Genomic DNA, 13,437 nt, shown 5'->3' with positions numbered 1-13,437 from the left:
TACATATAATATGAGTAAAGAAAGGCATAATAGTGTAGAAGATGAATCAGAGATAGAAAGCAAGGTAGTAACAGTTGGCTCTAATCAAGGTTATAAGGCATTGATGATAGTTATGGTAGCGCTCTTAGTTGGTGGAGTGTACTATCTTTATTTTAGTCCTTCTAATAAAGAGGGTCCAGAGATTGTTAAAAAAGAGGAAACAAAGCAAAACATTCAAGAATTGAGAGGAAAGTTAGAACAAGTTCCAGATAATGCAATAGTTTCCGAAAGAGTAGTAACTGATCTCTTGCCACCCTTACCTCCTCTTCCTATTCCACAAGTCATACCAGAAGTAAAACAAATCAAAAAAGAGGAAGTGACAAAAAAAGAAGAGCAACTAAAAGAAATTCCCTTGTCAAATATACCTGTTTTACCAAAGCAAAATTTTCCTTCTGGTAATGTTATTAGCAATTTGCCTATTTCATTTCCTACAATAGGGGGTGGCGGTTATCCTAGAGACAGACGTAGTGCACAAATGTTAGCAATTTCAGGTGGTAGTAGGGAAGGTAAAGCTACAGATGCTGTTTTATCCAATACCTCAGCACAATCGAGCAAAGCTACCAAAGCTGGAAAGCTTGGTTTAATGATTATTCAAGGTAAAGTTATTGACGCTATTCTTGAAACTGCAATAAGTTCTGACTTACAAGGAATGCTCCGTGCTGTTGTTAGTAGAGACGTTTATGCAGAAACTGGTGATACAATTTTAATACCAAAAGGTTCAAGGTTAATAGGTGGTTATTCATTCGACTCAAATGTTGCAAAAGCCCGCGTGAACATAAATTGGAATAGGATCATTCTTCCTCATGGTATAGATGTTGCTATTTCATCATCTGGTACCGATGAGCTTGGAAGGGCAGGGATAGCTGGAATAGTTGATAATAAAATAGAAGGTGCATTATTCTCTTCAGTCGCACTTGCTGGTGTTTCGATTGGTTCAGCTATTATAGGACAAAAGGCTTCTAATATTGTCGATGTGTTAACTGTTATGGACGCAGCAAAATCTATCATTGGCACTGAAATAGACATTTTCTCTTTCAAAGAAGTGATTGTAAGTGGATTGGGGGAAGGTGATATTAAAACAGCAATTAAAGCCGTTAAAAAAGAAGAATGGAAATTAGGTCCTAGAGCTATTAGTAGAATTCAAGATGCTTCTAGCGAGCAAAATTTATTTGAGATCATGAAAGAAGAGATCGCGAAGGTTCTAAGCACAGCACTTGCAGGTCAAAAAGTTACTGAAGAGGATATCCCTATTACTTTAGAAGATGTGAAGGCATTATTAAAGCAAATTCAGAAAAAAAGTAAGTCAGTTTATGAAAGTGCAATTGAAAAATCAATTAATGATTTTTCCAAAGACATGCGAGATATAGTTGATAGGAGTGTAGATAAAAAACCAACTATTTATGTTAATCAAGGAACTGCATTGAAAGTATTTGTTAACCAAGATATAGTATTTCCTCCACAGTCAATATTAAATAACTGAAATGAACTATGCTGCACTTGATACATACTTGGAGCCATTACAAGGGATATTTCAAGAGGAAGGTGTAAATGAAATATCAATAAATAAACCGAAGGAAGTATGGATTGAAAATCGCGGTGAAATAAGATGCGAAAAGTTAGAAATATTTGATCTTAATCATTTAAAATCTCTTAGCAGGTTGATTGCTCAAGCTACAGAACAAAAACTGAGCGAAGAGACACCGCTGCTTTCAGCTACATTACCAAATGGTTATCGTATACAGATAGTGTTTCCTCCAGCATGTGAGCCTGATAAAGTAGTCATTTCAATTCGTAAACCTTCTTCTATGCAATTGGCATTGGATGATTATGAAAAAATGGGGGCTTTTTCTGAAACTGTTATAGGAGTGACCGATAATCCAGTAGATCGTCACCTAGATTTGCTACTGAAACAAAAAAAAATAAAAGAGTTTTTAGAATATGCTGTAATAAGTAAGAAAAATATCATAATTAGTGGTGGAACTTCCACTGGTAAAACCACTTTTACTAATGCTACTTTGCGCGCTATTCCATCTGAAGAAAGAATTATTACTGTTGAAGATGCAAGAGAGATAGTTTTGAATGATCATCCCAATAAAGTCCATTTAATTTCTTCTAAAGGAGGGCAAGGCAGGGCAAAAGTGACCACTCAAGATTTGATAGAGGCATGTTTACGTTTAAGACCAGATAGAATAATAGTTGGTGAGCTGCGTGGAGCAGAAGCTTTTAGTTTTCTTAGAGCAATAAACACTGGCCACCCAGGGTCAATATCAACTCTTCATGCGGATAGTCCGGCAATGGCTCTTGAGCAAATAAAACTTATGGTTATGCAAGCAAATCTTGGAATTCCCCCAGATCAGATCATACCATACATTAGAAATGTAATTGACATTGTTATTCAACTCAAAAGGACCAGTGGTGGAAAAAGAAGCATTTCTGAAATATTATTTACTAGATCTTCAAATGAAAATACTTAAATTTATACGTAAGTTAAGAAAAAGTAGTTTATGAGTAATGGAAATCACCTACGCAATATTCTCATAGGAGGTGTAGTATCTTTTAGCATACTTGAATTTTGCTTCTATTTGTCTGGTATATTATTCTACCTATTTGTTGACGGTCCAGATGGTGTAGATTTTAGAGCAATTAATCCTAGCTTGACACCTTTTCCTCAAGCTCTCTGGCCGACAATTTTTGATCATATACAATATTGTTGGCATCATCCAGAGCTATATAGCTTTGAGCTCAAAATTAAATTAGTTGTATCTTCTCTACTGCCTCAAATTGTTTTGATGATTATTTTGTGGAATGTGAGAGAAAGACTAATTGAGTGGCGGCCATTTAAAAAGAAAGAATCACTTCATGGAGATTCACAGTGGGCATCAGAGAAAGACATACGAAAAGCGGGATTAAGAAGCAAAAAAGGTCTATTGCTTGGTAAAGATAAGAGAGGATATTTTATTGCTGATGGGTTTCAGCATGCATTGCTCTTTGCACCTACAGGCTCTGGTAAAGGTGTTGGTTTTGTAATTCCTAATTTGTTATTTTGGAATGATTCGGTAATTGTGCATGATATAAAATTAGAAAACTATGAAATAACAAGTGGTTGGCGAGAGCGACAAGGACAAAAAGTATATGTATGGAACCCAGCGCAGCCAGATGGGGTAAGCCATTGTTATAATCCACTGGAATGGATTAGTGAAAAACCTGGACAGATGGTTGACGATGTGCAAAAAATAGCTAACCTAATCATGCCTGAACAAGATTTTTGGCAAAATGAAGCAAGAAGCTTATTTGTTGGGGTGGTACTATATTTACTTGCTGCACCAGAGAAAGTTAAATCTTTTGGTGAGGTTGTGCGTACGATGCGTAGCGATGACGTAGTTTACAATCTTGCTGTAGTTTTGGACACAATGGGTAAAATAATACATCCGGTAGCGTATATGAACATTGCAGCTTTTTTGCAAAAGGCTGACAAAGAAAGATCAGGTGTTGTGTCAACTATGAACTCGTCGCTTGAATTGTGGGCAAACCCATTGATCGATACTGCAACTGCATCAAGTGATTTTAATATTTTGGATTTTAAAAAGAAGAAAACTACAGTTTATGTTGGTTTAACTCCTGATAACTTAACTAGGCTCAGGCCTTTAATGCAGGTTTTTTACCAACAGGCAACTGAGTTTTTATGTAGAAAATTGCCATCGGATGACGAGCCTTACGGCGTATTATTTTTAATGGATGAGTTTCCAACACTTGGAAAAATGGAGCAATTTCAAACGGGCATCGCATACTTTCGTGGCTATCGAGTAAGGTTATTTTTAATTGTTCAAGATACTGAACAGCTTAAAGGAATATATGAAGAAGCAGGAATGAACTCCTTTTTATCAAACTCAACCTATAGAATAACTTTTGCAGCCAATAATATTGAAACGGCTAATTTGATATCTCAGCTTATAGGAAACAAAACTGTACAACAAGAATCATTAAACAAACCTAAATTTTTAGACTTGAATCCTGCATCAAGATCATTGCATATCTCTGAAACACAGAGAGCATTGCTCTTACCTCAAGAAATTATTATGCTGCCACGTGATGATCAAATAATTTTGATAGAGTCGACTTATCCAATTAAGTCAAAGAAAATTTTGTACTATAGTGATAGCACATTCACAAGGAGGCTGATTAAACCAACACGTGTGCCTACACAAGAGCCATATGATCCAAACAAGGTCTTTTCTGCTGCTAACAAAGATAAGATTAGTAATGAAGAAGAGAGTAATGCTATTGAAGCTGCTGATTATCCTGTTGAAGCTAAAACTGAAGATGCAATATACGATGAGCCAGAGATTGAAGATGGGTTTGAAGACGAGGATATTGATGATAAGTTTGAAGGTGGTGATGGGTTTGATGATGAGGAAGACGATGATGGGTTTGATGATGAAGACGGTAAGGATGAATTTGACGATGATGAATTTGAAGATGAGGACAAACTAGACGGCAATAAAATCGAGGATAGAGGTTAATTTTACCTATTTTTTAGCTTAGAAAATAATTAGTTTTTTCATATTAAATCATTTTTAATTAATTAGTACTAGATTAGCTATTTTAACTAGAGGAATAGTCATGATGAGTAAAAAAACATTAGCAGTTACGGCACTTGCTTTATTGTTGTCACAACAATCTTTTGCAAGTGAAACAGAAGGATTTTACTTTGGTGGTGGATATTACGGTCAATATTTGAACTTGGGTAAGTTGAAAGCAAAAATTGGAGGCAAAGATGCTACAGATGATAACCGTGTATCTATAAATGACATAGACGCTCAGAGAACAGAAGGTCAGTTAATAAGTAAGTATAAAGGAGATTATAATCCACCTTTTGCTGCAAATGTAACGTTTGGTTACACAGGAGAACTAGGCAATAATAGCTATAGAGCTGAATTGGAAGGGATGTACTCTTCTGTAAAAGTAGATAATGTTGGTTTATCAAGTAATCAAGTAACTGTTTCGTATCTAAAAGACGTTGATGAGAGTGCTAATAAAAAAACTTATATGTATAAAACTGTAATTAATCATGACCAAGTAGAAAACGCATCTGTAATGGCAAATGTTTATCATTATTGGAAAAGTGATAGTTTCTCTTTTTCTCCTTATGTTGGGGTTGGAGTCGGTGCAACAAGAATGACAATGTTTGAAAAATCGTCAATAAGACCTGCAGGTCAATTGAAAGCTGGCTTTGATTATCGTATAAACGAAGATGTAAATATGCACATCGGATATAGAGGTTTTGGTGTTCTTGGTAGTAATGTTGATTTTGAAGCAGAGGTGTTAGGAGAAATGAAAGCAAAGCAACAGGAAAACCCAGATGGAAAAAAGATATTAGAATTGAAGAAAGGTCAAAAACCATCGGACCAGAAGTTACACAAAGAAAGTATCAGTATAGGCAATCAAGTGTTTCACACACACGGTATAGAAGCTGGTCTTACTTTTCATTTTGCCAGGGAACGTTCAAAAAAGTGTGTCAAACCGTATTTTTAATTCAACTCAATTTTTAATCTATCAGGAAAAAAGATATCAAGTTGAGATATAGTTAAAGCCCAATTAGGTAAAGCCATAGCCCATTTTTGCTCTACTTTTTTTATAGCACAATATACCTGTTTATACAAGGCATTTGTATTAGTAAATGAGCCTTTGGTTTTAGTAAATTTTCTAATCTGTCTGTGCAGTCCCTCAATAGGATTAGTGGTATAAATTAGCCTCCTAACAGGACCTGAATACTTAAAATAACTGGACAAATTTTCCCAATTATTCTGCCAAGATTTTATGACTAATGGATACTTTTCGCCCCATTTTTCCTCCAGTTCAAGCAAATAATTTTCGGCAATTTCTTTACTTGAAGCACGATATATTTTTTTCAAATCATTCATGAAAACTTTTACATCTTTGCTAGATACATATTTCAGTGAATTCCTTATCTGATGCACTATACATAGTTGTACTTCTGCTTTAGGAAATATACTATTTATAGCTGTAGAAAAGCTTTTTAGCCCATCAATGCAGGCAATTAGAATATCTTCTACTCCTCTTTCTTTGAGGTCATTTAGCACTCCCAACCAGAAATTAGCTCCCTCACTTTCAGCCAAATAAAAACCTAATACTTCTTTTCTGCCATTTTGATCTATGCCTAATATGTTATACATACACTTGCTTACACAATGTCCATCCTCCTTAACCTTAAAAAACATGCCATCCATGAACACTATTGGATATACTGATTGCAGTGGACGGCTGCGCCATTCATTGATTATTGGTAGCAGTTTATCAGTAATACTGGATATCTCTGCTGCTGATATTTTGTGGTCATATATTTCCTCAACGTGTGAAGCTATGTCTCTGTATCCCATGCCACTGGCGTATGTACTTAATACCTTTGCTTCAAGTTCTGGATGTAGGCTTGTTTGCCTTTTTCTAACTATTTGTGGTTCAAAACTTCCCTCCCTATCTCTTGGTGTTAGCAGCTCAAATGAGCCTCCACTCGTGCGTAAAGTTTTTGCGTTTCTCCCATTTCTTCGGTTATTTTCTTCACTTTTAGCTGACATGTGGTTTTCTATTTCACCTTCCAGACTTGCCTCTAGCAACCTTTTTATAAACGGTGTTAATGCTCCATCTTTTCCTGTCAATGGTTTTCCTTCTCGTATAGATGACAGGATATTTGTTTCTAATTCTTTATAATCTACCAACCCATTAGTTCTATTTGCTTGACTCATATCAAACCTCCATTTTTTATATCAATTTATTACTTTACTTCTCGGTTTGACACACTTTTTTGAACGTTCCCTTTTGCCAGCAAAGCTTAACTCTGATAGAGACATTTTCCTGGTAGCACGTCTGCGTCACACGACTGTAGCTGCTAACCAGGTGACAACTTTCTCGTTATCTGAATATTTTCTTTCTTGTAATTCAGGCTCTTTTTTCTCAGTTCCAGCGTGTAGGGCTGGAACAACAATAAAGAACATATAAAGAATGGTTATGCAAGAAGTCTACTTTTTATTCTTAATTAACTCTAAAGCCTTCTTCAGATCTATACTTTCAATATCTGCATTCTTGCCCAACGCAACGTTTGTTTTACCGCATTTTATATAGAATCCGTACCTACCGTTGCAGATAAAAACTTCTTTTCCCTTTTCATTAAAACCAAGAGATTTTAGCTCTTTGCGTGGGCTGCTCTCAATAATTTGTATAGCTTCGTTTAATTGTGTGTCTAATACCTCCTTAGAGCTTTTTTTAAGAGAAAAGTATCGACCATCATAGAAAATATAGTACCCAAATCGTCCAAGACCTATTTTTACTTCCTTTCCAGTTTCTGGGTGTTCTCCGATTATTTTCGGCAGGGAAAGTAATCGAGTGGCGGTATTTAGATCAATATCATTAACATTTATATCTTTTGGTACAGAAATCTTTTTTTTCTTTTCTGACTCACTATTAAACTCCAGATAAAGTCCAAAAGGACCTTTTTTGATCATTACCTCTTGGCCTGTCACATCATCTATACCCAAACTTTTTGGATATTCTGAATTGTCATTACTGCCCGTAATTTCTTTTGTATGGTTGCATTCAGGATAGTTAGAACATCCAAGAAACACCCCGGCTTTTCCAAAGTTCAATTTCAATATGCCACCAGAGCAATTAGGACATTTTTTACCTATTTCTTCCTTTCCTTCCTCTGAACAAAACCAATCGACTACCAAATTGTGAATGCCACTGAAAATTTCATCATGTGTCATTTGCTTGACAGAGTTTACATGACCAAAAAATGGCACCCAAAAATGGCTCAATTCTTTTTTCCAATCTGCATGTCCATTTGAGATTGAATCAAGCCTTTCTTCCATTTGTGCTGTAAAGTCATACTCTACACAACGCTGAAAAAAAGTTTCCAAAAATATAGTTACGATCTTACCGCGGCTGCTTGGAATAAATCTTTTGTTATCCAATGAAACGTACTCACGATCTTGTAATACCGAAATAATTGTTGCATAAGTTGATGGGCGACCTATACCGACTTCTTCCATTTTTTTTACTATACTCGCTTCACTATAACGAGGTGGCGGTTGAGTAAAGTGCTGTTTCGGATCAACAGAAATCAACTTGCACGTTTCCTCTTCCTTCATGGCAGGCAGCAAGCCTTCATTTTCGGCTTCTATGTTATCTTGGTAGACTCTATAAAAACCATCAAAGAATATACTTGATCCACTTGCTCGCAGAATTACTTTCTGGTCAGTAGAACTAATTTCAACTACCACTTGATCAAGGATCGCCGATTCCATTTGACTTGCAATGGTTCTTTTCCAGATTAAATCATACAATTTAAATTGCTCTGGCGTTAAGTAATCCTTAATACTACCCGGCGTTCTGTTGATATCAGTTGGACGAATTGCTTCATGTGCTTCTTGAGCATTTTTGACCTTTTTTACATATTTACGAGGAGACTGCGGTAAATATTTATCACCATATAATGACTTAATTGATCCCCTGATTGAGTTTATAGCCTCATCTGCAATATGAAAACCATCTGTACGCATGTAAGTTATCAACCCTACGGTTTCACCATCAATATTGATACCTTCATATAAATTTTGCGCTACTCGCATAACATTTTTCACATTAAAATACAGTTTATTCACTGCATCTTGCTGAAGACTTGAGGTGATAAATGGAGGAAGCGGGTTTCTCTTAACTTGCTTGCGTTCTACTGTGCTTACAGCATACTGCCTTGACTCGATCTCCCTGACTAAGTTCTTTGCCTCTTCTTCATTCTTAATATCAAATTTTTCTAGCTTTTTATTGTCATAGTGGCTTAGCATAGCAAAAAAAGCCTCATCTTTGCTATTTTGCATTTCTGCCTTTATGCTCCAATACTCCTGTGTTATAAACTTACTGATTTCATCCTCTCGTTCGCATATAAGCTTTAATGCAACAGACTGCACTCGCCCTGCAGATTTGCTTCCCGACAATTTTGTCCACAGCAGCGGTGACAAGCTAAATCCAACTAGATAATCCAAAGCTCTGCGTGCTTGCTGTGCACGCACTAAGTCCATATTAATTTCACGTGGATTTTTTATAGCTTCTTGCACTGCTCTTTTTGTTATTTCGTTAAAGACTACTCTATGAATGTTGCTTTCATCATTGATTGCTTTTCTTTCCTTTAGTGCCTCTATCACATTCCAAGCTATTGCTTCCCCTTCTCTGTCTGGATCTGTTGCAAGGTATATATCTGATGTTTTACTAGCTTCCTTGACTAACTCTTTTACATACTTTTCTGCTTTTTCAATAATCTCATACTTCATGGCAAAGTCATTATCAGGATCAACAGAACCATTCTTCGCTGGCAGATCTCTGACGTGGCCAAAGGATGCAGCCACTTTGAATTCTTTACTCAAATATTTACCTATCGTCTTTGCCTTTGCCGGCGACTCAACTATTAATAATGCCATAATTATTAGTACTTAAAGGTAATATGTTGAAATATATAGAATAAAAAGTAAAAAAATATTTTAATGGTCTTTCCAATTTTTCTAAGTAATTGTTTGATGTTCGCAAAAAAACTCATGAAAGAACCTGCTTTATAAATTTTTTCAACTCCCTTACCATAAGGATAACGCTATACTATTTATCTTCGTCTGTGCAGATTAAACGACAAAAGCATAACACAGTTGTCGTCTTATTTTTAATTTTTTGCACTATGTGCATCTTATTTCTTTACAAAACTTCCAGTTTTTTAACCATATAAGCTGAAACGGTCTGTTTAAGACAGGCCAATTTTCAGGAGTCACAACTAGCTAATAGGGGATTTCTTTTGTCTTTTTTCTGCTTAGTAAATTTCTTGATATTTGTAGCTAAAGTAATTTAAGAGAGGTGTCATCCCAGTCCGACACTGGGATCCAGTTAAATTTACGAGTATAAAAGTAATCAACGTTTCTGATGATGGAAAAATGGATCCCAGTGTCGGAGCACTGGGATGACAAGAAAAGGAGTACTGGAATGACAAGAAGGACATTCCACCATGTCATTCCAGCGCATGACGCTGGAATCCAGAAAAAAGAACAATGGATCCCAGTGTCAGCTACTTGGATGACAACATCATAAAGAAACCAGTGTCAGCTACTTGAATGAAAAATAAAGGTACTGGGATGATAAGAGCGTTAGATGATAACAATTGGATAATAGCCATATTCCAGCAGGTATGAAGATGTCATTCCAGCACTTGATGCTGGAATCCAGAAAAAAGAACAATGGATCCCAGTGTCAGCTACTTGGATGACATTATAATAAAGATCAGCTACTCGGATGACAAGAAAGGACTACTTGCATGATATCTGGTTATGCAAGTTCCAATTTTAATAATATTTACATATAAGCCATACGCTTGAGTTGCAAAGTTCTAAAAAGCAGCCAAAATAAAAATAAGTAGACATTTATAAATTAAACTAAGTGTACAATCAACAAACAAGAGTATTGATTGCAACAATACTCTGTAGAATCGCAATATGGTATGACCATATGCTCTTTATTGATCTGGTTAATATAATTAGTAGAGAATTTTGTTATGCAAAAGATATCTACTACAGCATATTGCAATTGTTTGGAATTGCAGGAATGGGTGCAATGGTAAGACCACTTGGTGCATCTGTATTTGGTCACATTGGTGATAGGTATGGAAGGAGAATGGCGTTAACGATTGCTATCTTGCTAATATCGATTCCTTCTAGTCTCGTTGCGTTTATTCCAAGTTATAGTAAAATAGGAATAACCTCTACTACATTGCTTCTTTCAATCCATCTGATACAAGGGGTTGCACTTGGCGCTGAGCAAGGAGGTAGCTCTGTTTATCTCATAGAGCATTTACCTAATAAGAAAAAACTAGGAATGTTTTTTGGAATAATAAGTTTTGGTCGCTCCATTGGCATATTGCTCTCTGTGGTTGCAGTGATCATCTGTAAAAAAACCACTGATTTTAACGCTTGGGGTTGGAGGCTGCCGTTTATTTTTTCAGCCATTTTAGGATTAATAAGCGCATATAGTATATATACACTAGGAGAAACTCCAGCGTATGAAAAAAATCGAGAACAAAGAAATTTACCTAATTTACCAATAATAGAGCTTACAAAACGCTATAAAAGAGCCCTGATACTTGCTATTTTAATATCTGTACCTGTTAATGTTGCTGTTGGATTTACCATATTTCTTAGAACAATTGCAAAAGAAATAGTGTCTGTTGAAACTTATGTAACAACGTATGTCAACGAAGTTGTACTCATTATAACCAGCATATTAATGCCGATATCTTCAATAGTGCTTGGAATTTTAGCTGATAAAGTAGGAAGAGAACGCACTGCAATCTTATTTATAGTGATAACAATGGTATTATGTTGTCCTATGTTATCTATTGCATATTACTATAAAAGCTATCTTATAATCATGTTAAGTGTTATGGCTCTTTCTATAATCGAGAGGGGTATTAATCCTATAGGGATAGTTACTGCTGAGCTTTTTCCTACTAATGTTAGATTTAGTGGTGTTAGCTTATCACGCAACATCTCTTTTGCCTTGCATGGAGGATTTACTCCTATGATATGCACTTGGTTTACTATAATGTTTCCTAAAATAGACTTTGCTGCTGGGCTTTATGTAATTTTTTGCTTATTAGTCAGCTTAGTAGCAATATTGCAAATAAAACCACAAGATAAAAAGTGTGATTGGTAATTTTCTCTATTTAAATTTATTTCACTTATTTAGCTAATTTTTATTACAATTATAATTTTGGCTTTTATGAAAACTGCATACGTATGTCAATTCTGCGGTCATAGCACTGGAAGGTGGGTAGGAAGGTGTATTGCATGTGACAGTTGGGATACGGTTGTCGAAGAAATAGTACTAAAAACAGAAACGAGAAGTACATCTGCACCAATTTCAATAAAAGCGTTATCAGATAGTGAAATTATTACCCCCGATCGTTTTTTAACAGGAATAGAAGAGTTAGATAGAGTTTTTGGTGGAGGTATCGTTCAAGGTGCTAGCATTTTAATTGGTGGTGAACCTGGAATTGGAAAATCTACTCTTTTGCTTAGGATTGCAGCTAATGTTGTACAACTTTCCTCTTTTGAATGTCTTTATGCATCTGGCGAGGAATCTTTAGAGCAAGTGAGCCTCAGAGCAAAGCGTCTTAAGATAAATGAACCTAAAATTAAGCTTTTATCTACAGTATCTTTAACTGATGTAGTAGCAACAATAAGGAAAAATAAAAGTATTAAGTTCTTGATAATTGATTCTATACAAACTATGTATGATAGCAAAGTCACATCAGCACCAGGAACTGTAACTCAAGTCCGTACCTGCGCTCATGAATTGACTGTTCTTGCAAAGCAATATGGTGTTTCTCTCTTAATAGTTGGCCATATAACGAAAGATGGACAAATAGCGGGGCCTAAAACCCTGGAGCATATGGTAGATACAGTACTATATTTTGAGGGTGAAAATAGTAATCAATATCGCATTTTACGTACTATTAAAAATAGATTTGGCCCTGCAAATGAAATTGGTGTTTTTGAGATGTCTGAAGCAGGACTCATGCCTGTTGATAATCCATCATCATTATTCTTGACCGTACATGATAGAGAAGTAGTTGGCAGCGCCGTATTTGCAGGAGTTGAAGGCTCAAGACCAATCTTAATGGAAGTGCAAGCATTAATAGCAAGGACTAATATGGCAACTCCAAGAAGGGCAGTAGTTGGTTGGGATATTAATAGATTAGCTATGATCATCGCGGTGCTAAGTGCTCGTTGTAAAATGTTTTTGCATGATAAAGAAGTATACCTAAACATTGCAGGAGGACTCAAAATACAGGAACCATCAGCTGATCTTGCTGTTGCTGCTTCCCTTATTTCAAGTTTAGTAAATTTACCGCTACTAACTTCTTCAATAATCTGCGGTGAAGTTGCACTTTCAGGAGAAATTAGGAATGTTTCGCATGCTGATCTCAGACTAAGGGAAGCACAAAAATTAGGGTTTAAAAAAGCGATTATGCCTAAAAATGGCAATTATTCTTCTCATGATATTGAGATAATTAAGCTTGGTCATATAAAAGAGTTAAAAGAGGTCTTCAATCACAGTTAAATATTATCTGCATGAACATTTTGCTTGTGAGAAGGATGTCATCCCAGCTTCCATAATGTCATCTGAGTAGGTGACATAGGCTTCTTTTTTTCTGGATTCCAGTGTTAAGCACTGGAATGACACCATCATACCTGTTGGAGTATGTATGTAGCCTTATCTCACACTCCTGTCATGCCAGTGCCCAGACACTGGCTTCGTCATCAAAAACATTGTAAAGTGTTTAGCTGGATTCCA

General features: G+C 35.9%; 8 protein-coding genes. 6 read left to right on the top strand and 2 right to left on the bottom strand.

The window, feature by feature from the left end; genetic code table 11:
• Window positions 1-10 precede the first annotated feature (10 nt).
• From OM962_RS00995 to OM962_RS00980, 4 genes are all read left to right on the top strand, one after another.
• Window positions 11-1,519: a TrbI/VirB10 family protein gene (locus OM962_RS00995; RefSeq protein WP_264330527.1), complete on the top strand. Its 1,509-nt coding sequence runs from the start codon at window positions 11-13 to the stop codon at window positions 1,517-1,519.
• A 1-nt stretch (window position 1,520) separates the two neighbouring features.
• Window positions 1,521-2,513 carry a P-type DNA transfer ATPase VirB11 gene (gene virB11, locus OM962_RS00990; protein WP_264330526.1) on the top strand — a complete coding sequence of 331 codons (993 nt, stop codon included), beginning with the start codon at window positions 1,521-1,523 and terminating at the stop codon, window positions 2,511-2,513.
• Between the two features lie 30 nt (window positions 2,514-2,543).
• Window positions 2,544-4,559, top strand: coding sequence for a type IV secretory system conjugative DNA transfer family protein (locus tag OM962_RS00985; protein WP_264330525.1), 2,016 nt, complete (start codon window positions 2,544-2,546; stop codon window positions 4,557-4,559).
• A 100-nt stretch (window positions 4,560-4,659) separates the two neighbouring features.
• Window positions 4,660-5,571, top strand: a complete 912-nt coding sequence (locus tag OM962_RS00980) for a P44/Msp2 family outer membrane protein (RefSeq protein ID WP_264330524.1) — start codon at window positions 4,660-4,662, stop codon at window positions 5,569-5,571.
• Here OM962_RS00980 and OM962_RS00975 read toward each other — a convergent pair.
• Together OM962_RS00975 and topA are read right to left on the bottom strand one after the other, a co-directional pair.
• Window positions 5,568-6,800, bottom strand: a complete 1,233-nt coding sequence (locus OM962_RS00975; protein WP_264330447.1) for an IS256 family transposase — start codon at window positions 6,798-6,800, stop codon at window positions 5,568-5,570. The two genes, OM962_RS00980 and OM962_RS00975, sit on opposite strands and share 4 nt — an antisense overlap.
• 273 nt (window positions 6,801-7,073) lie before the next feature.
• Window positions 7,074-9,524 carry a type I DNA topoisomerase gene (gene topA, locus OM962_RS00970; protein WP_264330523.1) on the bottom strand — a complete coding sequence of 817 codons (2,451 nt, stop codon included), beginning with the start codon at window positions 9,522-9,524 and terminating at the stop codon, window positions 7,074-7,076.
• A gap of 997 nt (window positions 9,525-10,521) precedes the next feature.
• Between topA and OM962_RS00965 the strand changes: the two genes are divergently transcribed.
• On the top strand, window positions 10,522-11,793 hold the full coding sequence (locus OM962_RS00965) for an MFS transporter (protein ID WP_264330522.1): 1,272 nt from the start codon (window positions 10,522-10,524) through the stop codon (window positions 11,791-11,793).
• A gap of 66 nt (window positions 11,794-11,859) precedes the next feature.
• Window positions 11,860-13,203, top strand: a complete 1,344-nt coding sequence (gene radA / locus OM962_RS00960; protein ID WP_264330521.1) for a DNA repair protein RadA — start codon at window positions 11,860-11,862, stop codon at window positions 13,201-13,203.
• Window positions 13,204-13,437 lie beyond the last annotated feature (234 nt).

This window comes from Wolbachia endosymbiont (group B) of Erebia ligea, assembly GCF_947179575.1.
Classification (GTDB): Bacteria; Pseudomonadota; Alphaproteobacteria; order Rickettsiales; family Anaplasmataceae; genus Wolbachia; species Wolbachia pipientis_C.
Note: the sequence above shows the minus strand (reverse complement) of the source record. Positions and strands in the feature narration are given on the sequence as shown.

What these genes read in the sequence shown, in the direction of transcription:
- topA (WP_264330523.1), bottom strand. Translation starts at nt 9,524, where the DNA reads ATGGCATTATTAATAGTTGAGTCGCCGGCAAAGGCAAAGACGATAGGT.
- OM962_RS00985 (WP_264330525.1), top strand. Translation starts at nt 2,544, where the DNA reads ATGAGTAATGGAAATCACCTACGCAATATTCTCATAGGAGGTGTAGTA.
- OM962_RS00995 (WP_264330527.1), top strand. Translation starts at nt 11, where the DNA reads ATGAGTAAAGAAAGGCATAATAGTGTAGAAGATGAATCAGAGATAGAA.
- virB11 (WP_264330526.1), top strand. Translation starts at nt 1,521, where the DNA reads ATGAACTATGCTGCACTTGATACATACTTGGAGCCATTACAAGGGATA.
- OM962_RS00975 (WP_264330447.1), bottom strand. Translation starts at nt 6,800, where the DNA reads ATGAGTCAAGCAAATAGAACTAATGGGTTGGTAGATTATAAAGAATTA.
- radA (WP_264330521.1), top strand. Translation starts at nt 11,860, where the DNA reads ATGAAAACTGCATACGTATGTCAATTCTGCGGTCATAGCACTGGAAGG.
- OM962_RS00980 (WP_264330524.1), top strand. Translation starts at nt 4,660, where the DNA reads ATGATGAGTAAAAAAACATTAGCAGTTACGGCACTTGCTTTATTGTTG.